19 protein-coding genes are annotated in these 24,282 nt (G+C 41.5%); 9 read left to right on the top strand and 10 right to left on the bottom strand.

The window, feature by feature from the left end; genetic code table 11:
- The first annotated feature begins 10 nt into the window (after positions 1 to 10).
- A complete protein-coding gene (locus tag IEY48_RS00330) occupies positions 11 to 412 on the top strand; it encodes a hypothetical protein (RefSeq protein WP_188916352.1) in 402 nt (133 codons plus the stop codon).
- Between the two features lie 109 nt (positions 413 to 521).
- On the opposite strand, the gene IEY48_RS00325 is transcribed toward IEY48_RS00330, so the two are convergent.
- The 3 genes from IEY48_RS00325 to IEY48_RS00315 all read right to left on the bottom strand — a co-directional run bounded on the left by IEY48_RS00325 (position 522) and on the right by IEY48_RS00315 (position 4,627).
- A complete protein-coding gene (locus tag IEY48_RS00325) occupies positions 522 to 1,418 on the bottom strand; it encodes a homocysteine S-methyltransferase family protein (RefSeq protein ID WP_188916351.1) in 897 nt (298 codons plus the stop codon).
- A 301-nt stretch (positions 1,419 to 1,719) separates the two neighbouring features.
- A complete protein-coding gene (locus tag IEY48_RS00320; protein ID WP_188916350.1) occupies positions 1,720 to 3,795 on the bottom strand; it encodes a M13 family metallopeptidase in 2,076 nt (691 codons plus the stop codon).
- A gap of 235 nt (positions 3,796 to 4,030) precedes the next feature.
- Positions 4,031 to 4,627, bottom strand: coding sequence for a response regulator transcription factor (locus tag IEY48_RS00315; RefSeq protein WP_188916349.1), 597 nt, complete (start codon positions 4,625 to 4,627; stop codon positions 4,031 to 4,033).
- A gap of 158 nt (positions 4,628 to 4,785) precedes the next feature.
- On the opposite strand from IEY48_RS00315, the gene IEY48_RS00310 reads away from it, so the two are divergent.
- The 4 genes from IEY48_RS00310 to nrfD all read left to right on the top strand — a co-directional run bounded on the left by IEY48_RS00310 (position 4,786) and on the right by nrfD (position 10,674).
- Entirely contained in the window at positions 4,786 to 6,654 is a 1,869-nt protein-coding gene (locus tag IEY48_RS00310; RefSeq protein WP_188916348.1) for a sensor histidine kinase, read from the top strand.
- A gap of 198 nt (positions 6,655 to 6,852) precedes the next feature.
- Complete coding sequence (gene phsA, locus IEY48_RS00305; protein WP_188916347.1) at positions 6,853 to 9,135, top strand: thiosulfate reductase PhsA; 2,283 nt, start codon at positions 6,853 to 6,855, stop codon at positions 9,133 to 9,135.
- 28 nt (positions 9,136 to 9,163) lie between these two features.
- Complete coding sequence (locus IEY48_RS00300) at positions 9,164 to 9,736, top strand: 4Fe-4S dicluster domain-containing protein (RefSeq protein WP_188916346.1); 573 nt, start codon at positions 9,164 to 9,166, stop codon at positions 9,734 to 9,736.
- Positions 9,733 to 10,674, top strand: a complete 942-nt coding sequence (gene nrfD, locus IEY48_RS00295) for an NrfD/PsrC family molybdoenzyme membrane anchor subunit (protein ID WP_188916345.1) — start codon at positions 9,733 to 9,735, stop codon at positions 10,672 to 10,674. Before IEY48_RS00300 ends, nrfD begins: the two co-directional genes overlap by 4 nt.
- Before the next feature lie 80 nt (positions 10,675 to 10,754).
- Here nrfD and IEY48_RS00290 read toward each other — a convergent pair whose 3' ends face one another.
- The 4 genes from IEY48_RS00290 to IEY48_RS00275 all read right to left on the bottom strand — a co-directional run bounded on the left by IEY48_RS00290 (position 10,755) and on the right by IEY48_RS00275 (position 14,551).
- Complete coding sequence (locus tag IEY48_RS00290; RefSeq protein ID WP_188916344.1) at positions 10,755 to 12,527, bottom strand: sodium:solute symporter family protein; 1,773 nt, start codon at positions 12,525 to 12,527, stop codon at positions 10,755 to 10,757.
- 86 nt (positions 12,528 to 12,613) lie between these two features.
- Positions 12,614 to 13,240, bottom strand: a complete 627-nt coding sequence (locus IEY48_RS00285) for a bifunctional 4-hydroxy-2-oxoglutarate aldolase/2-dehydro-3-deoxy-phosphogluconate aldolase (protein ID WP_188916343.1) — start codon at positions 13,238 to 13,240, stop codon at positions 12,614 to 12,616.
- Positions 13,241 to 13,256: 16 nt separating this feature from the next.
- Positions 13,257 to 14,189 carry a 2-dehydro-3-deoxygluconokinase gene (gene kdgK / locus IEY48_RS00280; protein ID WP_188916342.1) on the bottom strand — a complete coding sequence of 311 codons (933 nt, stop codon included), beginning with the start codon at positions 14,187 to 14,189 and terminating at the stop codon, positions 13,257 to 13,259.
- Between the two features lie 26 nt (positions 14,190 to 14,215).
- A complete protein-coding gene (locus tag IEY48_RS00275) occupies positions 14,216 to 14,551 on the bottom strand; it encodes a cupin domain-containing protein (protein ID WP_188916341.1) in 336 nt (111 codons plus the stop codon).
- 306 nt (positions 14,552 to 14,857) lie between these two features.
- Here IEY48_RS00275 and IEY48_RS00270 point away from each other — a divergent pair, with 306 nt between their 5' ends.
- The 4 genes from IEY48_RS00270 to IEY48_RS00255 all read left to right on the top strand — a co-directional run bounded on the left by IEY48_RS00270 (position 14,858) and on the right by IEY48_RS00255 (position 20,223).
- On the top strand, positions 14,858 to 17,011 hold the full coding sequence (locus tag IEY48_RS00270; RefSeq protein ID WP_188916340.1) for a heparinase II/III domain-containing protein: 2,154 nt from the start codon (positions 14,858 to 14,860) through the stop codon (positions 17,009 to 17,011).
- A 2-nt stretch (positions 17,012 to 17,013) separates the two neighbouring features.
- Positions 17,014 to 19,164, top strand: coding sequence for a heparinase II/III domain-containing protein (locus tag IEY48_RS00265; protein WP_188916339.1), 2,151 nt, complete (start codon positions 17,014 to 17,016; stop codon positions 19,162 to 19,164).
- Between the two features lie 230 nt (positions 19,165 to 19,394).
- Positions 19,395 to 19,793 (top strand): DUF1801 domain-containing protein, encoded by a 399-nt coding sequence (locus IEY48_RS00260; RefSeq protein WP_188916338.1) that lies wholly within the window; start codon positions 19,395 to 19,397, stop codon positions 19,791 to 19,793.
- 40 nt (positions 19,794 to 19,833) lie between these two features.
- The gene (locus IEY48_RS00255; RefSeq protein WP_188916337.1) at positions 19,834 to 20,223 is read left to right on the top strand and encodes a hypothetical protein; all 390 of its coding nucleotides are present in this window, start codon (positions 19,834 to 19,836) and stop codon (positions 20,221 to 20,223) included.
- Positions 20,224 to 20,314: 91 nt separating this feature from the next.
- Here the strand turns inward: IEY48_RS00255 and IEY48_RS00250 are convergent, their stop codons facing one another.
- The 3 genes from IEY48_RS00250 to IEY48_RS00240 all read right to left on the bottom strand — a co-directional run bounded on the left by IEY48_RS00250 (position 20,315) and on the right by IEY48_RS00240 (position 23,792).
- The gene (locus tag IEY48_RS00250; RefSeq protein WP_188916336.1) at positions 20,315 to 21,028 is read right to left on the bottom strand and encodes a 3'-5' exonuclease; all 714 of its coding nucleotides are present in this window, start codon (positions 21,026 to 21,028) and stop codon (positions 20,315 to 20,317) included.
- Complete coding sequence (locus IEY48_RS00245) at positions 21,028 to 22,893, bottom strand: putative nucleotidyltransferase substrate binding domain-containing protein (RefSeq protein WP_188916335.1); 1,866 nt, start codon at positions 22,891 to 22,893, stop codon at positions 21,028 to 21,030. Before IEY48_RS00245 ends, IEY48_RS00250 begins: the two co-directional genes overlap by 1 nt.
- Before the next feature lie 185 nt (positions 22,894 to 23,078).
- Positions 23,079 to 23,792 carry a FadR/GntR family transcriptional regulator gene (locus tag IEY48_RS00240; RefSeq protein ID WP_188916334.1) on the bottom strand — a complete coding sequence of 238 codons (714 nt, stop codon included), beginning with the start codon at positions 23,790 to 23,792 and terminating at the stop codon, positions 23,079 to 23,081.
- Positions 23,793 to 24,282: the final 490 nt, after the last annotated feature.

Genomic DNA, 24,282 nt, shown 5'->3' with positions numbered 1-24,282 from the left:
GGAGTGTTTGGTGAAAAAAATTGAAATTGGCTTAGGGGCGTTATTAATATTGCTAATCAGTGCATGTTCATCTACCGACAAACCCGAACTAAAAGAAGTGATGAAAGTTGAACACGAAAACCCTTTGAAGGTAAAGGATGCGCTAATTGCCACTTTCGTTAACGCGCCAAAATCACAAGTCGGGGCGCTACAAGAAGATGTTAAAAATGCGATATCATCACATTCAGCTTTAATCCTTCAGCAAAGTAAAAACCTTATTGTTGCACGGTTTAATACCAAAGATTCACCAATAGAATCGATATACCAATATTGTGATTTAGAATATCATTTTTCGTCGCTAAAGTTTGTTCTTGGCCCCTATGTTACTGGGGATTGTAGTTCAATCGTGATTGAAGCAACTAAAGTGGATTAAATATAGGGTAGCTGGAGGTATTAGCGGTATAAGCCTCCAGCCACACTAACCCCTGCATGCTACTCTGCAAGTGGCGGTATACTCCTTATAAAGGTTCAGGTGAGATTCTTTATAATAGGCTATCTCGCCATGTGGCCAGCGCGTTAATGTGACTCGGGTAAATACCACAACAGCCACCAATAATGGTTGCTCCTAATTGATGCCAGCACTTGGCAAACTTAAGGTATTCGTCTTCAGAAACATGACGTAACGTTTGAAAGGTGCCATTGGCTTGATGCCCCGATTTGATTGGGGTAAAACTATTTGCAAAGACACCAATAGCAAGCGTTTTATTATGATGCGCTAATACCTGTACCACATCCTTAATGGCTTGCTCGATAACCTCTGGGATCGAACAGTTAAACAAGATCCCTGTTGCATTCGTTGCCAACAATGCCGCAACCGCATCGGTGAGCAACTCCCCAGAACGTAGCCGAATCGGCTGGTCAACTTCATCAATCAGAGTATAAGCGAAATAACAGGGCTTATCGGTATTGGCTAGCACCTTAGCTATCACTTGTGCTTCAGCAATACTGGCAATTGTCTCAGCAAGCCAGATATCGACCTGCTTATCCTGAGCATTAAACAAGGTAGAACAAATCTCGTATGCTCGCTCTGCCTCAAATAAGTCGGGACGATAGGAGCCTAAGGCGGGGGGAATTGAGCCAGCAACAAGCACCTGTTGTTGAGACTGAGTGACAACCTCACGCGCAATATCTGCCGCTTTTCCAGCAAGCATTGCACCTTGTTTTTCATACAATTCTTCACCTAAATGAAAAGGTACGCAGGCATAACTATTGACCGTAATAATCTGCGCTCCGGCTTCGATAAAGTGTTGATGAGCTTGCGCTACAAATTGTGGCGACTCAATCAGTGCTTGCGCACTCCACAGAGGTTGAGAAAAAGGTGCGCCGATACGTTTGAGCTCACGCCCCATACCGCCGTCTAAAATCGTCAGTGCTGTCATAATGGATTCCGTACTACTCAATATCTACTCGGCATATTCAAACATAATATCTTCTCACTCAAAACGAAATCTTCTCACCCTGGCTATGATAAAATTTCAATCGTGTGATTTCGTCGCGATTATACAATTCTACAGGTATTAGTGGACATTTAATCGCTGCATCGCGCTTTAATATCGGCGACATCTACACATTTTTAGATATCACTGTGCAAAACCTTACCGCTCTAAATGCAAAAAAAAACCAATCATTATCTGATTGGCTTTTTCGAGTATTAACGCAAATATCTATTTAGATAAGTGACTACCAGATACGAACGCGTTCCTCTTCTGGTAAATACAGCTTGTCACCCGGTTTGACATCAAACGCTTTGTACCAGGCATCGTGATTACGTGGTGCAAGTGCACGGTAACGACCAGGAGCATGAGTACCTGCGCGTAGCTGGCTTAGCATACTTTGCTCAGTGCGTTTTTCTTTCCATACCTGTGCCCATGCTAAAAAGAAACGTTGATCGCCAGTGGTGCCGTCAATAACGGGGGCTTCTTTGCCATTAAGGCTTAACTTGTAAGCGTGGTAAGCCATTGATAAACCACCCACATCGCCAATATTTTCGCCTAGGCTGTTACGGCCATTAACAAAGTTTTCTGGGATGGGTTCGTACTGACTGTATTGTTGGGCAAGCATATCGGCTTTCGCTTCAAACGCGGCTCGGTCTGCATCGGTCCACCAGTTACGCTGAATACCATTGGCATCGGACTTAGAACCTTGGTCATCAAAACCATGGCCCATTTCATGGCCAATTACCGCGCCAATGCTGCCGTAGTTGACTGCTGGGTCGGCATTTGGATCAAAAAATGGTGGTTGTAAAATGGCAGCTGGAAAGACAATTTCATTAAATGAGCTGTTGTAATACGCATTAACGTACTGTGGTGTCATACCCCAACGGTTGCGATCGGTTTTTTCAAGTTCTTTGGCAATACTGTCATTGCGGAAGAATTGACGAAGTTGCTTGATATTGCCTTGCAAATCATCCTTTTTAAGGTTTAAGCCATCGTATTCTTGCCATACATCTGGGTAACCAATTTTAGGGGTAAAAGCAGCAAGTTTAGCGTGAGCATTCACTTTAGTTTCTTCGCCCATCCAATCTAAACCATCAATACGTTGGCCTAATGCGGTACGAAGGTTTTCAACTAACTCAGCCATTTGATGCTTAGATGACTCAGGGAAATAACGCTTAACGTATACTTTACCAATCGCAAAGCCCAGTGATTGAGTGCCTGACATTTGCTCAACAGCACGTTTCCAACGAGGGCGAGGCTCTTCTTGGCCGTTTAAGGTTTTACCAAAAAACGCAAAGCTGGTGTTAAAGATGTCTTCAGACAACAATTCTGCGTTATTAGTGATGGTGTGGAAGGTGAGGTAATCTTTCCATACATCAAGCGAGCCGGTATTAACCAGGTTGATCATTGCTTTAACCGGTTCTGGTTGAGCAATGTTAAGTTGTGGAACTTTGTAGCCCATTTGCTCAAAGAAGATATCCCAGTTAAACCCAGGGTAGGTTTTAGCTAAATCGCCGCGGCTAATTTGGTTTAAAGTTAAGTCACGATTACGACGTTTTTCTCTTGGCCACTGACCTTCAGCAATTTGAGTTTCTAAGGCTAAAATCGCTTTAGCGCGTTGCTCACCATCTTGTATGCCGGCAAATTGCAGCATTTTCGCAATGTGATCGACATAAGCTTCGCGGATCGAAATAAAGCGCTCGGTGTCTTCTAAATAATATGAACGGTCTGGTAAGCCTAGTCCACCAGCGCCAATGGTTAATTCATATTGATCAGGGTCAATACGGTTAAACCACATGCCACCACCGATAGGTGATGATGCACCCGTGAGCCATGCTTGGCCAAATACGCCAGTTAACTCATCGGTATTGTTGATGGCTGAGATTTGATCGAGTGTCGGTTGAATCGCACTGATGCCTTGTTTGTTGATGGTGTCGGTGTCCATGTAGGCATGATAAAAATCAGCAATTAGCTGTTCATCAGCAGATAAATTTTTACGGCTGGCAATATCATCAATAATGGCTTTAACTTGTTCTTCGCTGCGCTCAGCTAACGCGGTAAATGCGCCATAGCGTGTTTTGTCTGCAGGCATTTCAAAATTGTCGTACCAATTACCACTTGAATACATAAAGAAGTCATCACCAGGTTTAACCGCTTCATTACGTGCAGTTAAGTCGACACCAAAACTACCTAATTCTGCTTTATCTGAGGCTGGCGACGCAATGGGGGCAGTCACTTCTGCTGTGGTATTGGGTTTGTCGTTGGCACACGCCGTTAATAATGCGCTGGTTAACGCGATAGAGATTAAGGACTTTTTCATTGTAATCGTTTTTCCTTTTTTATAATCCAATGGTTGTTTGCATTACCATAATCTAAGACTGACAAAAATTGTCAATGTTGAAATTGTGAGTAAATATAAGCAAAACTTTATGAATACAAGCTTAAATGCAGGATTTTGGGCGAGGTTTTTGGCTTATTGATACCCATAAAGACAAGCTTTTGGTGCATCAGATTTTAAAGACAAGTATAAAGAGCCGCGATAATGTGCGGCGTTATTATTGTGCGAGTAAAGGACTAAATTTAGCCAGTTCAGCAGCGTTATGTACTTGCAATTTTTTAATAATGTTAGCTCGATGAACTTCTATAGTGCGTAATGAAACAAAAAGGGTATCTGCCATCTGTTTGTTGGTTTTACCCTCTATCAATAAATGTAAAACTTGATTCTCTCTTTCTGTGAGCGTGTTATAACGTTTTTTTAATTGAATAGATTCAAATTCGTAAGCGCTGGTTGTCAGTGCTTTGTCTATTGCTTTAACCAGCTCGGTACCTTTGACCGGTTTTTGAAAAAAGTCACATGCACCTTGCCTAAAGGCATTTACGGCCATGGGCAGATCGCCATGACCTGTGAGAAATATTATGCCAATGGGGCTTTGGGCTGTAACCAGTTTTTGCTGCAATTGCTGCCCAGTAATATCAGGCATATTGCTGTCGACAATTAAACAAGCCGCAAGTGATATGTCTATTTTGTCTAAAAAGTCTTCAGCACTATCAAAAATGTTCAAATCATAGCCATACTGCAACAACATAAATTGCATTGAATCGAGGATGGCCAAGTCGTCGTCAACCATATAAACACGTTGAATATTCGGCATATCAGTCACTTAATTTTGTTTTTTATAGTTTAATGGTTAGTTTTTATTGAGCAAATAGTTACTTGGGTTTTGTGCGACATGCAACTTTATTGGCTTAAATAGTGCTTTAAAATACAGTTAACTGCTTCGTATGCCCTGTTAAGAGTGATGAGACATAAATGCGTCTAGTTATCCCATTACTATTGATTTTGTTAACTTCATTGACGCTGTTATCGACTGTTGTGGCAAAACCGACATTAAATCAGACTACCACCGCACAAGACAACGATGTTGTGCATTATCGTGTGGCGGTGCTGGCTAATTATGGCGTGGCCAAAAGTATAGCGCGTTGGCAACCGCTGATGGATTACCTTACCGCAATAGTGCCTTCTGCTAGTTTTGAAGTCGTTCCGCTTGATTTTACTAATATGAATCAACAGTTAATTAATGGCCAGGTGCAATTTGTGGTCACCAATCCTGGTCATTATTTTAATATGAGCGGTGATTTCCCCATTTCGTGGCTCGCCACTATGAAAAGTGATAAACATGGCGGTAATACCTTTGCCATTGGCGCCACCATTATTGTTAGGCAAGATAGTCCATTAAAGTCTATTGAAGACTTAGCCGGTCATACTGCTGTAGCCAGCGATCCTAATGCTCTTGGTGGTTATCAAGCCGCGATGGGGTTGATTCAATCTATGAATTATCCTACCGATAACTTTTTCGACAAAGTCACTTTTTTGGGGTTTCCTTTAGAGCCGTTAATTTATCAGGTGCGCGATAACACGGCAGATATTGCGATTACGCCATTTTGTACCTTTGAGCAAATGGTCGAACAAGGTTATATCAAAGCTGAGAATTATCGAGTCATCAATGATATCACTCCAGACGGTTATGATTGTGCAGTCAGTACACCGTTATACCCTAATTGGTCTTTTGCCTCATCTGACGACGTTCCGTTAAAAGTCAGAACCAACATTACTCGAGCTTTGTTTGCCATTAGTGAATCGGATCCCATTTCTGTTATCAGTCAAAACCGAGGTTGGGCTGCACCTATTAGCCAATTTCAAGTGATGAAACTCTATAAAGCATTAGATCTGCACTTGGAAAAAGAGCCTTTGTATTTACAGATTTGGCAGTGGATAAAATTAAATCAGAAATGGGGTTTTGGTTTCATCGGATTGTTTATGTTAGCAACTATGTATCATGTGTGGCTTGAATACCGCTTTATGAAAAAAAGTGAGAATTTACTTGCTACTGAGCGTCAGTTAAAAACCAAAGCATTACAGTTAGAACGCTTACAAAGCGCGGCTATTTTAGGTGAAATTGGAGCAGGTTTAGCCCATGAGCTTAATCAGCCCATTGCTGCGATAACCCAATACAGTGAAGGTGGCATGCTTGAACAGGCGAAACACTATGGTGAAGACTCTGTGCAATACAAATTACTCGGTAAAATATTACGCCAATCAAACCGAGCAGGTGAAATTGTCCATCGAATAAGAACGTTACTGCAACGAAAAGACACACAAAGCACTGATTTTGATGTGTGTGAACAAATATCATTGTGCATAGAATTATTAGCTCACGAGTTTGAAACGCATAAGATTGAAGTGACAAGCAAACTCCACTGCAGTGAACTGATGTTAAAAGGCGATAAAGTAGGTTTTTGTCAGGTCTTAATCAACATATTAAAAAATGCCATTGATGCACTGACTGACACAAGCAGTGCACAGCTAAGCGCTAAGCAAATTTTAATTGACCTAAGGGTGGTAAATGGTCATTTACAGTTAAAAATTTATGACAATGGCATCGGTTTGAGCTGTGCCAATGAAGATTATAAAACCACGTTTTTTACAACTAAACAAAATGGCTTAGGCCTTGGTCTTGCTATTTGCAAAGATGTCATTATGCAATTTGGCGGTGACCTCGACTTATCAACTTGTGCCGAAGACCCTGACGCGCCGACAGTATCGGGCTGTCGGGTATTAATCGATATCCCTGTTAACATTCCTGAAAAATCCTATCTTAGCGATCCTAAATTCATTTAACTTTGTGTTTTGAGCACTTAAACCGTGATGTCTATCAAATGATTCCCCTCATTGTGGTTTACCACAATACCCATGATTTCAATAAGGTTTAACAATGCGCTTAGGGATGGCGCTTAGTGTGATGTTGACTCATTAAACGCCATTAAATCTACGTTAACCGTAATAGCGTTATGTTTCGCCAAGGTGAAGGGGGCAATCATGATCCAGTTAAATCGGCGTCATTTTTTACAAGGTGCAGGTGCCAGTGGTGCGACTTGTGCGCTTGCGAGTATTTTACCAGGTTCACTTGCTGCAATTGAAAAACAACCTCTAAAAGGGGTGTCTTCTGAAGTGGCCAGTATTTGTGAAATGTGTTCCACCCGTTGCCCGATCAAGGCACGTATTGTAGATGGTAAAAATGTGTTTATTAGCGGCAATAAAGAAGCTAAATCATTTGGCGGCAAAGTGTGTGCTCGCGGTGGTGCAGGTCACAGCTTGCTTTATGACCCACAGCGTTTAGTTAAGCCATTAAAACGCGTTGGAGAACGCGGTGAGGGTAAATGGGCTGAAATTAGTTGGGATGAAGCGTATCAATTTATTGCCCAAAAACTGACAGCAATTAAACAACAACACGGCGCAGAATCAATCGCATTTTCATCTAAATCAGGCTCTTTAGACGGCCATGTATTCCACCTAGCTAATGCCTTAGGTACACCAAATACATTTACACATGCATCAACCTGTCCTGGCGCTTATGTAATCGCGGCAAAAGCCATGTTCGGCACCAAAATGAAGCGAGATTTAGGTAACTCTAAATACATTATTAACTTTGGTCATAATATTTATGAAGGCATTAACATGTCTGAAACCAGAGGCATGATGCAAGCACAGATGGATAAAGGGGCTAAGTTAGTGGTATTTGAGCCTCGCTTTTCTGTTGTTGCAGATAAAGCCGATGAATGGCATGCCATCCGCCCTGGTACTGATGTGTCTGTCGCATTGGCTATTTGTCATGTACTGATTAATGACAACCTCTATGACAAGCTGTTTATTGAACAGTTTGTAGTCGGTTTTGATGAGTTCGCTGCAGAGGTGAAACAATATACCCCTGAGTGGGCAGAGTCAGTTTCTGATGTTTCAGCTTCTGCCATTCGCCGTATCGCTCATGAGTATGCAAGTCATGCGCCTCATGCCGTGGTCGATTTTGGTCATCGAGCGACGTTCACCCCAGAAGAATTTGATATGCGCCGTGCTATTTATGCCGCCAATATTTTAATAGGAAATATTGAGCGCAAAGGTGGCATTTACATGGGCAAGAAGGCGTCAAGCTATAACAAGTTAGCTGGCGAGCAAGTGGCACCAGAATTAGCGAAACCGGGTGTTAAAGATATGCCCGAAATTACCGCTAAACGCATTGATCAAGTAGACGAGCAATTTAAATTAATGTGGTCTTCAGGTGGGATATATCAAAGTATTATCGACGCCTCTTTAGACGCTAAACCCTATCAATTAAAAGCATGGATAATGAGCCGTACCAATCCTATGCAGACGCTGACGGATCGAGCCAAAGTGGAGCAATCTCTTAAGGCGCTTGAGTTAGTGGTTTGTTGTGATTTGTATATTAGTGAAACCGCCGCCTATGCCGACATCATTTTGCCAGAGTCTACCTACCTTGAACGTGATGAAGAAATTTTTGATAAATCAGGAAAAAACCCGGCTTATTATGTGCGTCAACGTGCAGTAGAAACGATTGGTGATTCACGTCCAAGTTGGCAAATTTTTAAAGATATCGGGGAGGCATTAGGCTTAGAACAATATTACCCATGGGAAAACATTGAAACCTTACAACTGATGCAGGTTAATCGTGACCATAGTTTATTAAAGCACATCAAAAAGCTAGGCTACGTCAGTTATGGTAAACCGTTAATGCTACGTGAACCGAGTATGGTTAAAGAGTTTGTTAATACCTATGCCAATGCAAGACACGTGGATCATGACGGCACTTTTGCTACCGCAATGAAGTTTAAAACCCCAAGCGGAAAAATCGAACTTACCTCAGCGCAAGTTGAAGACATGGCGCCGGGCAGAGGTGTAATTAAGCATCGTCCTGTGCAACTTAAACAAGCTGACGAGCTGTACTTTATTCAAGGTAAAGTGGCGGTCCATACCAACGGGGCTACCCACAACATTCCATTACTGTCTAACTTAATGTCGAGTAATGCTATTTGGATCCATCCCATAACTGCAGGTCGTTTAAATATTCACAGTGGTGATGCCATTCAATTAACCAGCAGTGTCGGCAGCGAAGAGGGCACAGCACTAGTCACGCCGGGTATTCGTCAAGACACCGTATTTGCCTACATGGGTTTTGGTTCAAAAAACAAAGAGCTGGTGCGTGCAACGGGTAAGGGTATCCATTGTGGCAACCTGTTACCTAATGTTGTCGCGCCCATTTGTGGCATGAACTTACACACAACAGGCGTTAAGTTGGCAAAAATTTAGCCGGTAATTAATTGATTTGGAGTCTCCTATGAATAAACGATATGTCATGGTGCATGACGAAAACAAATGCATCGGCTGCCAAGCGTGCAATGTAGCCTGCCGTAGTGAAAATGATGTGCCTGAAGGGGTAACTCGCATACAAGTACGAGTAGAAGGGCCTTTTGGTGAAGCACCCGATTTACACTTTAAATACCATCGAGTGTCTTGTCAGCAATGTGAAGATGCGCCCTGTGTCACGGTGTGCCCAACAGGTGCAGCCTACATAGATGAAAATGGCTTAGTGTCTATCCATAACGATAAGTGCATCGGTTGTATGTATTGTGTGGCGGCATGTCCTTATAAAGTCCGCTTTATTAACCCAATAACCAAAGCGGCTGATAAGTGTAATTTCTGTAAAGACACCCGTTTAGCAAGAGGTGAGCAACCCGCTTGTGTGACTGTGTGTCCTACCGATGCATTGTATTTTGGCGATGCTAACGACAGTAACAGCGACGTGGCCAAGTTACTCAATACCAAAATAACCTATCAAGATAAAACCCATTTAGGCACCAAACCTAGGGTTTACCGTGTTCCGACTAAACGTGGAGGGATTCAATCATGAACAATATCTGGGGCGATATGGCGCAATACGATCCTGTAGTGTGGAACTGGATAATTGCGGTTTACTTATTTATGGCGGGGTTATCGGCTGGTAGCGTACTGATTGGTATTGGTATGCGTTGGTATAGCAAAGATAAACAGATTGAAAGTGCGATATTAAAAGCCTCGGCCATTATTGGGCCTGTGGCGATAACGCTAGGTTTAGCCTGTTTAGTATTTGATTTAACCAAACCTTTTCATTTTTGGTTGATTTTAATTAATTACAATTTTGATTCTGTTATGGCGATTGGTGTGGCTGCGTTACTGGCTTATTCACCTTTAGGCATTGCCTATTCAATGATTGTATTACGTGATGAGCTGCCTAAGTGGAAATTAGGCTTTTTAGTGCCAATAAGTCACATGCTAATGCCATTTAGAACAATGATTGAAATTCTATTGTTTGTATTGGCAGTGGGCGTGGGCGCGTATACTGGTTTCTTAATTTCAGCGATGAATGCGTATCCAATGTTAAATACGGCTATTTTACCAGCCTTGTTTTTAGCATCGGGTTTGTCTGCTGGTGCTGCAGGTAACTTAATTGTGGCGTTAACCTGCTTTAACAGCACATCACATGACGATGATGTGAGTAAATTACATGGCCTAGATTTACCGGTCATTATTACTGAAATGATGTTTTTGGTGATGTTATTTACCTCACTGTATTTTACCGGCGGTGCAGCGGCACAAGCATTAGCATCGTTAACACAGGATATTTGGGCGAGTGTATTTTGGTATGGTGTGGTAGGTATTGGTTTTTGTATTCCAATCCTATCAATGTTCCTGCCATCAAAGGCTCGTCATACAAAAGCGATGATGTTAACCGTTGCGTGTTGCAGCTTAACCGGTGTGTTAGCGCTACGACATTTCATTATTTACGCGGGTCAAACTTATATTAGTTAACCTCTGAAAATTATGTCATCCAAATGTAAAGGCCTTATATTTCTATAAGGCCTTTTTTAGGACGCTATAACTGATAACGATTACGCGTTTTGTACCACAGCTTTTTTAACGCTTCCATTGCCTGAGCGCGCAGCATAAACCAGTAATACGCCTACAATCAGTACGATCGAACCGCAAAGTAAGAACATTAAACGGCCTGTTGGTTCGTTAGGAATTAACGCCATAATCAACACACCAAAACCTGCAACGGTAATGAGATTACCGAGCATTGAACGCTGTTTAGTGTCTAGGGTTTGCTGATCTTCACTGTCTGCTATTACTGGGGTGTTCCAGTTAATAAACAGTTGGTCGACTTCTTTTTCACGTTCAGGGGTTAAGCCTTTGTAGAACAGCATGGTCATAAAGAAGAAACCACCGGTAAAGATAACGTGCGCCGCTAAGCTCAAGCCAATCTTTAAGTCAGACCATTCACGATCTGTAAGTGGCGTTTCTAAACCTAATATCGCTTCAAATTGTCCAGCTGTCAGTGCAATACCAAAGAAGTAAGACACAAAACCGCCCACAATTAAGGTTGTCCAGCCAGACCAGTCTGGTGTTTTACGGATCCACATGCCCAGTAATACCGGAATTAACATTGGGAAACCGATTAATGCACCTACGTTTAATACAATATCGAACAAGCTTAAGTGGCTAAGAGAGTTAATAAACAAGCCAATCAAAATCATGATAACGCCCATGACAACCGTGGTGATTTTACTCACGGTGACTAACTCTTTTTGTGAGGCATGTTCGCGTAATATCGGTGAGTAGAAGTTACAGACAAAAATCCCTGCATTACGGTTTAGCCCTGAATCCATTGACGACATGGTGGCAGCAAACATGGCCGACATTAACAAGCCGACCATACCGGCTGGCATCACTTCTTGCACAAAGGCTAAATAGGCTGCATCGCCAGCTTTGTCGCCCATTGACGCATATTGTAGGGCAAAGTCAGGCATAAATGCGCTTACATACCAAGGTGGTAAGAACCAAATCAACGGGCCAACAACCATTAAAATGCAGGCGAGGGCAGCCGCCTTTTTGGCATTTTCACTGTCTTTGGCACATAAATAACGATAGGCATTAATGCTGTTGTTCATTACGCCAAATTGCTTAACGAAGATAAACACCACCCAGAGTACAAATATGCTGACGTAATTTAAGTCATTACCCAACATAAAGTTACCGTGGAATTTGTCGATGATATTGCCGATCCCGCCGCCATAAAAATAAGCTGCAATGGCACAGGTAATAGTCACGGCCATAATCACAATCATTTGCATAAAATCAGAGGCGACAACCGCCCAAGAACCACCCGTGACTGACATAATAACCAGTACTGCACCTGTCACTATGATGGTGGTTTCCATTGGGATATCAAACACAGCCGACACAAATATCGCTAAACCATTAAGCCAAATACCTGCAGAGATTAATGAGTCAGGCATGCCCGCCCAGGTGAAAAACTGCTCAGAAGTCTTACCAAAACGTTGGCGGATCGCTTCAATAGCAGTGACCACTCTAAGTTGTCTAAACCTAGGTGCGAAGTAGAGGTAATTCATTAAATAGCCAAAGGCATTGGCTAGAAACAACACAACAACGACAAACCCGTCAGAAAAAGCCCGACCCGCAGCACCAGTAAATGTCCATGCGCTGAATTGAGTCATGAATGCAGTGGCCCCAACCATCCACCACAACATTTTTCCGCCACCTCTAAAGTAATCACTGGTAGATGTAGTAAATTTTCTAAACATCCACCCAATGGCGATTAAGAAGAAAAAATAGGCAAGTACGACAAGCATATCAATAGTCATGATTTAGCCTCGATAATAATAACTCTATGTTTGTGTTAACAATGTTAACCGCGAAAAATGACCTTCTATGGGTCATATAATGTATTTTATTTATTAATATTTGCGACTGCGACACTGACTAAACGGCCTATTTCATCCCATTGTCCTGAATCTATCAATGAAGTGGGAACCATCCAGGTACCACCACAGGCAAGTACAGCAGGTATATTGAGATAAGTGTCAATATTGTCAGGGTTAACACCACCTGTAGGCATAAACTTTACGGGATATACGGCGGTCAATGCTTTGAGCATGTTAACGCCACCAGAGGGCTCAGCAGGAAAAAACTTTAATGTTTTTAATCCCATCTCCATGGCTTGTTCAACCAAACTTGGATTATTCACCCCAGGAATAATCGGCATACCTTTATCAAGACAATGCTGAACAACACGAGGGTTAAACCCTGGGCTAACGATAAAATCGACCCCTGCGTCAATTGCTTGATCGGCTTGTTCGGTAGTTAAGATGGTACCGGCACCAATAAACATATTCGGAAATGCTTCACGCATGGCTTTAATGGCATCGACTGCACATTCTGTTCTAAAAGTCACTTCAGCACTTGGCATACCATTGTCGATTAATACTTGTGCTAATGGCGCAGCATCGGCAGTCTTGTTTATGGCTATTACCGGGATTAATTTATGTTTAGCTAATAATTCGTTCATTGTGCTCATGTCGTTCCCAATGTCATTAAAGTTGAATATCTGGCATCGCGACGGCAGGGATAATTGCGCCGGGATATTGAATTACGGTACTGGCCATACAATGGCCTGCAGCAGCGGCTTGTGCCGCGGTGCCGCCGTGTAAACGTTTCGCTAAAAAGCCAGCATTAAAAGAGTCGCCAGCAGCGGTGGTGTCAATAATGTTTGAAACTGACGTAGCGGCAACATAATGAGTGTCATTGTTATCAATCACGATACAATCTTCTGCACCTCGTTTAATAATCAGTTCTTTTACGCCTGCTGCTTGTGTACGGCTAATGCATTGTTGAACCTCGGTATCACCGTACAATTGCATTTCATCGTCAAAGGTCAGTATGGCAATATCTGTTAAGGCCAATGCTTTGGCGTATTCATCCATTGTTTGCTGTGGGTTAGGCCATAATCTTGGGCGGTAATTATTATCAAAAATCACTTTACCGCCACGGCGCTTAAACTCACTGAGTAATGAAAATAATGTGCTTCTGCCTGACTCGGTTAATATTGCTAGGGTAATACCAGTAATTAGCAGGTAATCGTAACTGAGCAGGTGCTCACAAAGCGCGGCAGATTGAGGTTGGTTAAACAAATATTTAGCGGCTGAGTCGTTACGCCAATAATGAAAACTGCGCTCACCGGTGTTGTCGGTTTCGATGTAATACAAGCCAGGCATTTTGTGGTCTAACTGCAACACCAAACTCGTATCAATCCCTTCTGCTTGCCATGCTGCTAACATTTGCTCACTGAAAGGGTCACGACCTAGCGCAGTAACATAGCTTGTGGTGATGTTGGTGTTATGAGTTAAACGAGATAGATATAACGCCGTGTTTAGAGTATCGCCGCCAAACGACTGCTTCAATCCGCTCATCTTTTTTTGTAGCTCAACCATACATTCGCCAATAATTGCTATTTTCAATGGTTTCATGCTGTTACCTTATAATTATTCTGGTATTACTTTAAAAAGTCTTCACGAGCAGGAGAGAACATATCCAGTAAGATACTGTCTTGTTCTAATGCGACTGCGCCATGCATAAGGTGCTTGCGGGCAATGTAGGCGTCACCGGCTTTAAGCACTTGTTTTTGGCCATCAACTTCGGCTTCGAAACTGCCGCTAATCACATAGCCTATTTGATCATGGATTTCATGTGAGTGAGGATAACCAATCGCGCCTTTATCAAAGTTCAGATGTACGGCCATGAGCTCGTCGGTATAACCGACTATTTTACGTTTAATGCCATCGCCTAACTCTTCCCATGGGTGTTCATCAGCTTTAAAAAATGTGTTCATGCGCTTTCTCCTACAGCATTCGATATGGTCATTATTATACAAATAATAAACATTAAATACATATTGTAATACAATTAGATCTTACCAATGTTGTGAATATCGGTAATAACGCTTTTTATTTCTTATTAAACAATACGTTGCCGTATTATTTATTTTTATGAAAAGACAATTATTTTCAAATGATTGCCATTTTTGACTACAAATATATCAAAAAGCATTGTTAATGCGTCGATTTGTATGACAATATTGTAATACAGATTTTTGAGCGTTATTAGAAAGATTACGACTAGATATAGGGCAAAGATTATGACCAAAACTTCCCCCATTTTACTGACGCAAGTAGAAGTCACTGAGCTTGCTAAAGAGTTGGGACGAACTAGCTTGATGGGTAAAACCATTAATGCACACACCAAAGACCTAGAAGACTTTATGGCATTGACTATAGATGTCCCTGGTCACGGTGAAGCTGGTGGATACGAGCATAATCGTCATAAGCAAAACTACACTTATATGAATTTAGCGGGTCGCTTATTTCAAATTACTCGCCAACAGCACTATGCTGATTTTGTTATTTGTTTATTAGAAGAGTACGCAGATAAATATTTAACTTTCGATTTTCATGTGCAAAAAAACACGAATCCCACAGGACGTTTATTTCATCAAATTTTGAATGAACATTGCTGGTTACTCTATACCAGTCTGGCTTATTCATGTGTGGCCGAGGTGATGACTGACGCGCAGCAAGAGCGCATTAAAAACCGTATTTTCGAGCCAATGTTAGATATGTTTACGGTTAAATATGCCCACGACTTTGACCGTATCCATAATCACGGTATTTGGGCTGTTGCTGCGGTAGGCATTTGCGGTTTAGCCATCGGTAAACGTGAATACTTAGACATGGCAGTTTACGGCATCGAGCGTAATGACAGTGGTGGTTTTCTTGCACAAATTTCGCAATTGTTTGCACCATCTGGTTATTACATGGAAGGACCTTATTATCATCGCTATGCCATCCGCCCAACCTGTTTATTTGCTGAAGTATTGCATCGTCATATGCCTGAAGTCGATATTTACAACTACAAAGACAAAGTGATTGGTAATACGGTGAACGCGTTATTGTCGACAGCGTATCCTAATGGTGAATTTCCTGCACTAAATGATGCGTCACGGACCATGTCGATTACCGATATGGGCGTACAGGTGGCGGTCAGTGTGTATAGCAAACATTATGGCGTTGACGATAACCTATTAGGCATGGCTAAAATTCAAGATCGAGTTTGGATGCATTCATGTGGATTAGTCTTGTCGCGTGCACTTGAACAAGCAGAGCAAAAGGCCAGTGTTGGTATGCCATTTTGGCCAAGTGTAGAGTTAAACGAAGGTCCTGATGGAACCCATGGCGCACAAGGTTTTATCCGCATGCAGGATAAAAAAGGCGATGTGTCACAACTGGTGATGAATTACGGCCAGCACGGTATGGGTCATGGGAATTTTGACACTTTAGGGATCAGTTTCTTCAACCGTGGTCAGGAAGTATTGCGTGAATATGGTTTTGCCCGTTGGGTTAATGTAGAGCCTAAATTTGGCGGTCGTTACCTTGACGAAAATAAATCTTATGCACGGCAAACTATCGCCCATAATGCCGTTACCGTTGATGAAAAGTGCCAAAACAACTTCGACGTTGCCCGAGCAGACAGTGTACATGGCATGCCGCACTTTTTTAGTGCCGACAGTGATGTGATCAGCGGCATGAGTGCTTTTGCTAATCAACATTATGATGGTTTATCAATGCAGCGTAGCGTGTTTATGTTGGCGTTAGATGAACTTGAATCACCACTGTTAATCGATTTATACCGTTTAGCGGGTGAGGGTGAGCATCAATATGACTATTCGCATCAGTATGAAGGGCAAATTATTCGCACCAATTTTGATTATCAAAGCCATCAAGAATTGTCGACGTTAGGCGCTGACAATGGCTACCAACATTTGTGGAATATCGCCAGCGGTAAAACCAGTGATACTGCTTTAGTGAGCTGGTTACAGAACAATACTTACTACACCTGGCTTGGCACAAGCAGCAATGACTCTAGTGAGGTATTCTTTACACGCACAGGCGCTAATGACCCAAGCTTTAACTTGCGCAGTGAACCTGCTTTTATATACCGAACACACGGCAAAACCAGTTTGTTAGCATCAGTATTAGAAACTCACGGCTATTTTAATGAAGAGTTTGAGCAGTCGGTAAATGCTCGCGGTAAAGTGACTTCCATCAAGGTATTAGGTCACGATGATGTCGCTTCGGTGGTACAAATATTTACTGCTAATTCGCTTATTATCCTAATGGTTTGCAACCAATTAACTACAGCGACAAGTCAACACAGTGTGACTTTTAATCAAATAAACTATCAATGGACTGGCCCTTACGCTGTCGATATTACTGCCATTAAGCAGGAGAAATAAACATGAGTTACCAACCTTTACTATTAAATTTTGATGAAGCCGCGCAGCTCAGACAGTCGCTCAATACAAAGACACTATTAGGTAAAGCGTTAACCCGTGACATCGCTCAGACTGACGAATACATGACATCGGTTGGTATTGAAGTACCAGGCCACGGGGAAGGAGGGGGTTATGAGCATAATCGCCACAAGCAAAATTACATACATATGGATTTGGCTGGACGATTATTTTTAATCACCCAAGAAGATAAATACCGCAATTACATTGTGGATATGTTAACGGCTTATGCCACTGTTTACCCAACATTGGAAAGCAATGTCAGTCGTGACAGTAATCCACCGGGTAAGTTGTTTCATCAAACGTTAAACGAAAACATGTGGATGCTTTATGCATCGTGCGCGTATAGCTGTATTTATCACACCTTAGATGAATCACAAAAACGCCATATTGAAGACAATCTGCTTAAACAAATGATTGATATGTTTGTGGTCACCTATGCCCATGACTTTGATATTATTCATAATCATGGTCTATGGGCTGTGGCTGCTGTGGGTATTTGTGGTTATGCGATAAACGATCAAGCATCAGTAGATAAAGCACTGTATGGCCTTAAATTAGACAAAGTCAGTGGCGGATTTTTAGCGCAGCTAGATCAATTGTTTTCACCAGACGGTTATTACATGGAAGGTCCGTACTATCACCGTTTCTCGCTACGTCCAATTTATCTATTTGCCGAAGCCATTGAGCGTCGCCAACCTGAAATCGGCATTTACCAATTTAACGATTCAGTGATTAAAACCACTTCTTATGCCGTAATGTCGACTGCGTTTCCTGATGGCACATTGCCTGCGCTTAATGATTCATCTAAAACCATCAGTATTAATGATGAAGGTGTGATCATGGCCACCAGCGTGTGTTATCACCGTTATGAGCAAAACGATACCTTACTTAGCATGGCAAACCATCAACAAGATGTGTGGGTGCATATATCCGGATTAACCTTGTCTAACGCGGTTAATGATACTAAAGACATTAAACCCTTTAGTTGGGGCAGCTTGTTTGTAACCGATGGCCCAGAAGGTGAAAAAGGCGGCGTGGGCATTTTGCGTCATCGCGATGCAAAAAATGACGATACCATGGCACTGATTTGGTTTGGTCAACATGGTAGCGATCATCAATACCATTCTGCGCTCGACCATGGCCATTACGACGGCCTGCATTTAAGTGTGTTTAACCGTGGCCAGGAAGTATTACACGACTATGGCTTTGGCCGTTGGGTCAACGTTGAACCCAAATTTGGTGGTCGTTACATTCCTGAAAACAAGTCGTATTGTAAGCAAACCGTGGCTCACAATACGGTTACTGTTGACCAAAAGACCCAAAATAACTTTGATACCGCCCGAGCTGAATCTAAATTTGGTCAAAAGCACTTTTTCAAGGCTGATGACTCAAGCTTACAAGGTATGAGCGGCCGTATATCCGGTTATTACGATGGCACCGACATGCAGCGCAGCATTATTATTGCTGAGCTCGCTGAATTTGAAAAACCATTAGTGATTGATGTTTACCGTATTACGGCAGATCAACCACATCAATACGATTTACCTGTGCATTATTCTGGGCAAATAATCCGGACTGATTTTGACTATCAAACAGAGTCAAGGTTAAAACCACTGGGCGCCGACAACGGTTACCAACATTTATGGAATGTTGGCTCAGGTCATGTCAGCGGTAGCAGCTTACTCAGTTGGCTACATGGCAATAGCTATTACAGTTTAGTGTCGAGCGCGACATCAGACAGCAAAGTGATATTTGCACGCACTGGGGCAAACGATCCTGACTTTAACTTACGCAGCGAACCGGCGTTTATTTTACGTCAATCTGGGCAAAATCATGTGTTTGCCTCTGTGTTAGAAACTCACGGATACTTTAATGAATCGATTGAAGCTTCAGTCGGTGCACGCGGTTTAGTCAGCAAGGTTGACGTGGTTGGCCACAATGACAGCGCTACCGTGATTAACATCAACACCACGAGCGGTAATGGTTACACCGTCGTGATTTCAAACCTCAGTGGTGATGCCCTAGAAGGCCAGCATACTGTGGAGTTTAATGGTCAATCTTACCAATGGCAGGGCGCTTTTGCGGTAATTTAAAGCCAAATGCTTTGTTAGCTCATAAAAGGGTTGAACAACATGTTCAACCCTTTTTGTTGGCGTTTACAAGCTAATCAGCCATTTGCTGGCTATGCGAATTGTCTTCTACCCGTTGAATAGTGATACAGGTTCAAATATTTGCCGCTAAATCAAAAATCGGAAATCGTTACATGATTAACGAGATGTAGATTATTCTAGTTAAGTTGATTAAACGTAAAAGGATTTTGAAAATGGATGATATTCAACTCTTTATATCAAAGATAGACAATAAAGACCGCCAGCAAGATGCGCATAGCATGTTATCACTACTTGAAAGTGCATCGGGTTATCAGCCCTATTTAATGGGCAGTATTATTGGGTTTGGCCACTACCATTATCAATATGACAGTGGTCGAGAAGGTGACTCTGCGGTTATCGCTTTTTCGCCGCGCAAACAAAATACAGTCGTTTATATTATGCCAGGGTTTGATGAGTATCATGATTTACTTGCTAAGCTTGGCAAACACAAATTGGGTAAATCTTGTCTGTATATCAATAAACTATCTGATGTAAACCTGAGTGTATTAACGAAAATCGCTGAGTTATCGGTAAAACACATGCAACAAAAATATCAATGTACAGCGAGCTAAAATTACCAAAGCTAAACAGATAAATGGATAGGAGATCCTCATGGCCAATGATGACGTGTTACACATATTTGCTCAGTTTGAACTGGTGATAACCCATGAGTTTAACGCTAACAATTTAGCAAACGCAGATGGCGATAGGGTGTTGATGCAACATCATTTTGAACAAGAAATTCAAATGGCATTTGCTGAGTGGGACATCGACATTCAACTCGATAAAGATATTAAGCATACTAGTGCACAACACCACAGCTTTTTAGGCCGTTTACAGCGCGAATTTGATATACAAGCAGATGATATAAAAGCAGGTGAATCACCAAGCGATGATTTAATCACTAATGATTTGATGCTTAAGCAGATGAAGTCAGATGTGGAACAATGTTGCGATATGATCCCCTATGAGACAACACTAGTGTCGTTTAGGGTCTTGTAAATTATCGTTATTTTTATCACGGTGAATCGCCACAAAGAGCGATTAATCACATTACCTGCTTTTTTGTGCAAAGCCCACGTTCTGGTCATTGTTACTGACTCATTTTATACAATTGAGCAAAACGAATTTTATGATGAGGTTGCAACTTTTTTTGTTGGGCTAACAATAACTCAGCGGTCGATACCGCGTCAGCTAATGCATTGTGACTATTGTACTCTGGTAAATTATAGCGCTCACGAGTGCTGGCAAGTGTCAGGTCTAAATCAGGGTTATTAACCGCAACCGCCATGTGTTTTTCAATACTTAAGGTGTCAACCCACAGCAGTGGCAATGCCGAAAGATTAAAATTTCGCTCAAGGTATTTTTGTAGAAAATGCGCTTCAACCAAGCAGCCGTGCGCCACTAAGATTTTACCTTTAGAGGCGGTAAATAATGCTTTGATTGCCTCATGGATAGACTCGCCTTCATCAAGCATTTGCGGGGTAATGTGATTAATCACTGCCGTAACGGGCTTAATTTGTGATTTTGAATTGATGTAGTGATGTTTACATGATGCTAAATCAATGTGCGAGTTAATGATTTCAACCCAACCAATCGATAAGATTAAGTCATTATTAACATCTAGCCCTGTGGTTTCAAAGTCGAGCACCAAGTAGTCGAACGATTCTGCTGTATCATTTAGGGTTGGCAGTGTTTCCAGTAAATTGTCATTAATAAAGTCGGGAATGTTTTTTTTGAGCAAAAATTGCTGACGTTCGCGCATGATGCGCATTAACGGGTGAAAGTAATGAATAATTGATTTCATTAACGACTCCCAAACCTGACTTTTGCCGCTTCTTGCAAGTCAGCAATAATTCTAAACGCATCTTTTAGATGTTTACGCTCAAAGCTGCCAAAATGGTCAGGATTGATATTGTTATTGGGCTCTTCACCTTGTTTTAATGCCACTAATTGATGGTTAAACCTAAACGATAAAATGAATTTATACGCGCCGATGATATTTTTAAACGAGTCATCACTGAGTATGCCTTTTTCATTAGCGGCTTTAAAACGCTCATCGGTTGCTGATAAATCACATTCAACTGCTAGCCCGTAAATTCGGGCAAGGTCGATGATTAAGTTAATGGCGTATTTTTTCACATCGAGTGTTTTCTTGTTTTCTCCTGACTTTTCTAGCACGAGTTTATTAAAAATCCCCAATGGTGGGTTGGTATTCACTGCATCTTTAACCAGTGTGCTTAAAAATTCGCGATTATTTTTAATGTTGTTGTACAGTGCATTACGCAACTCTGTTTCGTAATCAGCATTGCCATAGATAGTGCGAATTTCAAGAAAAACACTGATATTAAGTAGGCATTCATACTCTGGATTGGCGACCCATTTTTTATAATACGCTTTCCAAATCGATACAGATTGGCACCATTTAGATGTAGATGCCATGTAGTTACCAGAGCACAGCGAGTAATGGCAACTGGCTAAGCCATGAGTGACCAGATTAGCTAAATGTTTAAAATAAATTTTATCGTTGTCGGTAGCATTGTCTGCTAACACAATAGCGTTATCTTGATCTGACAACATATGCACTTCGTTGCGTGCATGAGAGCCCGCGACTATCCAAGAGAACTCACAAGGCGGCGGACCTAATTTATCAATAGCAATTTGAATTAAGCGCCGATTATAAGCGTCCATAATCATGGTCATTACTTTACCAATGGTTTCAGGAGCAACTTTTCCTTCAACTAGGGCTTCAAAAATGGCTTGTCGCTCAGGAGTAAAGCTGGCTAAAACCGACGTGCTACCTGCATATTTGATCTTATCAATCAAAAATATGGCCTGCATTCGGTGGTTTTGAACCAGGTGTGTTGTAGTAAGTAACCCAATGACTTTATTGTCTTTTACAACGGGTAGGTTACGAATGTTATGCTGCATCATTAAAGACGCAGCATGTAACACTAAATCGTCTGGTTTGATAATGTATGGCGATAACGTCATCACATCTTCAATGGGGCTGTTTGCGTCAACGCCGTCGGCAATGACACGCTTGGTCATGTCTCTGTCGGTTATAAGACCCACAATGTGGTTGTCTTTATAAATCACCGCGCAGGAGGTTCTCAGTACATTACGCATTTCATGGGCGACTTGTTGGATGCTCATATCTGCGGTAACTATGGCGATTCGCCCTGTGGCAATATCACCCACACGGCGTAAAAAAAGGCCTTTTTCTTTATTGGACCAAACAACATCCAAGGCTGATTTCAAACGAACCTGTGCTTGTGAGGCAAAATGTTCTGCAATATGTGGCGATTGTTTAAACAAAGTTTGTAATGCTGAGTGCGGAATTAAATACAGTAGGGTATTTTCAATTGCAGTGGCGTAATAACCATCATCATCATCAACGGCGGCATTAAGAAAGGTAAACCCAAATAAATCTTCTGGCCCTAAACGCGCTCTTAATACACCGTTGGTTTTACGTTGCTCCATTGATCCTGTGCGAACAATGTATAACGAGGTTTCTTTTTCATTTTCAGCTAAATCGACTGTTTCGCCTTTTGCGAGATAGCTAATTTTTACATGAGTACAGAGCTCTCTCAATTTTTCAGTTTCAATTTTATCAAAAGGATCAATTTGGCTAATAAAAAGCGAAATATTAGGTAAAAGTGACTGTGGCATAAATCGTCTCTTAATAGGTTAGCTGTTTATCTATCATAAGGTTAACAGTGGCAATCACACGCTAATTTGTATGATTTATTAATAGGGTGATTTTACTGCTGAGATGCTCGCCGTGGGGTTAAATATATTATTGATAACATATCGACACAGATTGAGATTATGTCGATATGTTGTTGTAAGATTAATTATTTTGGTAATTTGCTTTTAACGGCTTGCAAATGAGTCGATGAAGCTAAACGTGCTTTGTCACTATTACCCGCCATAATGGCACTGTAAATTTGACGGTGCTCTTCAATACAGGTGCTGCCATCTGTTGATGAGTGATGTATAAAATTAGCAAACATGGTCGTTAAAATATTACCAAACGGCAGATAAAACACATTGCCTGTCGAGTTAAAAATCAAACTATGAAATTGGGTATCAACCGAGGTCCACTTTGCTTGATCAAATACATCTGCGTTTGCGATGTCACACATTTGTTCAAATATTTCAGACAGTTTCATTCGTTGTTCAACGGTAGCATTACGCGCGGCGAGGGCACAGGCTTCTGGTTCAATAGCATTACGCAAACCAAGAAATTGCGAACAAAATTCGTCATTGTCCGAAATGCCATCCATCCACTCAATCAATTGTGAATCTAAGAAATTCCAGTAAGCACGCTCAACCACTTTAGTACCCACTTTAGGTCGAGATTTTAATAAACCTTTAGACGTTAATAGTTTAACGGCTTCACGCAGTGCTGTGCGGCTGACACCAAACTGCTCACACAATTCAAGTTCGCTTGGAATGATTGAGTTTTGCGGTAATTGACCAGACAAGATCTTTCTTGCAATTTCACGAGCAACTTGCACATGTAAGCTACGTTTTGAACCTGCAATAGACTCGAAACCACCTTCCATAACTATCTCAACTTTGTATTAATACTATTTAAGTACAACTATACACTTAATCATGGGCATCACCAAACACAGGGATCATAGAAATGTGATTTTTGATTGTGCAGTCTATAACAATATAATTTATTAGTGATAGCAGTCATGACATCAGATGAACGAACTTTATATAAAACGGCATTCTAAGCAAGTTACAATTGCCTGGCTAAGCCTTTTTATGTGATGAAGGTGTAAAGTTAATGGGTTATTTTGCTACCAAAAAGTAGACTATTTTATCGACAGGTAAATCGTCATTTGATACGATTAATACATAGTATTGTATGATTTAATCCTTTATTGTTGATTCGCGTGTTCTAAAATCAGGCTATTGTGATAGATGTTCCCCGACATAACGTTAGCGAACTCTAAGTGCTCAATACCTCATCAGTAACATTTTCTATTCAAATTAAGGGTTTATAAAAGTTTTTGGGTTGCCGGCATTAGGTTATTCAGCTTA

This window comes from Shewanella saliphila, from assembly GCF_014648295.1.
Taxonomy (GTDB): Bacteria; Pseudomonadota; Gammaproteobacteria; order Enterobacterales; family Shewanellaceae; genus Shewanella; species Shewanella saliphila.
The sequence above is the reverse complement of the archived record's forward strand: the minus strand, read 5'-3'. Positions and strand labels throughout refer to the sequence as shown.

Coding starts and splice junctions, on each gene's coding strand:
- IEY48_RS00325 (WP_188916351.1), bottom strand. CDS start 1,418: ATGACAGCACTGACGATTTTAGACGGCGGTATGGGGCGTGAGCTCAAA.
- IEY48_RS00320 (WP_188916350.1), bottom strand. CDS start 3,795: ATGAAAAAGTCCTTAATCTCTATCGCGTTAACCAGCGCATTATTAACG.
- IEY48_RS00315 (WP_188916349.1), bottom strand. CDS start 4,627: ATGCCGAATATTCAACGTGTTTATATGGTTGACGACGACTTGGCCATC.
- IEY48_RS00310 (WP_188916348.1), top strand. CDS start 4,786: ATGCGTCTAGTTATCCCATTACTATTGATTTTGTTAACTTCATTGACG.
- phsA (WP_188916347.1), top strand. CDS start 6,853: ATGATCCAGTTAAATCGGCGTCATTTTTTACAAGGTGCAGGTGCCAGT.
- IEY48_RS00300 (WP_188916346.1), top strand. CDS start 9,164: ATGAATAAACGATATGTCATGGTGCATGACGAAAACAAATGCATCGGC.
- nrfD (WP_188916345.1), top strand. CDS start 9,733: ATGAACAATATCTGGGGCGATATGGCGCAATACGATCCTGTAGTGTGG.
- IEY48_RS00290 (WP_188916344.1), bottom strand. CDS start 12,527: ATGACTATTGATATGCTTGTCGTACTTGCCTATTTTTTCTTCTTAATC.
- IEY48_RS00285 (WP_188916343.1), bottom strand. CDS start 13,240: ATGAGCACAATGAACGAATTATTAGCTAAACATAAATTAATCCCGGTA.
- kdgK (WP_188916342.1), bottom strand. CDS start 14,189: ATGAAACCATTGAAAATAGCAATTATTGGCGAATGTATGGTTGAGCTA.
- IEY48_RS00275 (WP_188916341.1), bottom strand. CDS start 14,551: ATGAACACATTTTTTAAAGCTGATGAACACCCATGGGAAGAGTTAGGC.
- IEY48_RS00270 (WP_188916340.1), top strand. CDS start 14,858: ATGACCAAAACTTCCCCCATTTTACTGACGCAAGTAGAAGTCACTGAG.
- IEY48_RS00265 (WP_188916339.1), top strand. CDS start 17,014: ATGAGTTACCAACCTTTACTATTAAATTTTGATGAAGCCGCGCAGCTC.
- IEY48_RS00260 (WP_188916338.1), top strand. CDS start 19,395: ATGGATGATATTCAACTCTTTATATCAAAGATAGACAATAAAGACCGC.
- IEY48_RS00255 (WP_188916337.1), top strand. CDS start 19,834: ATGGCCAATGATGACGTGTTACACATATTTGCTCAGTTTGAACTGGTG.
- IEY48_RS00250 (WP_188916336.1), bottom strand. CDS start 21,028: ATGAAATCAATTATTCATTACTTTCACCCGTTAATGCGCATCATGCGC.
- IEY48_RS00245 (WP_188916335.1), bottom strand. CDS start 22,893: ATGCCACAGTCACTTTTACCTAATATTTCGCTTTTTATTAGCCAAATT.
- IEY48_RS00240 (WP_188916334.1), bottom strand. CDS start 23,792: ATGGAAGGTGGTTTCGAGTCTATTGCAGGTTCAAAACGTAGCTTACAT.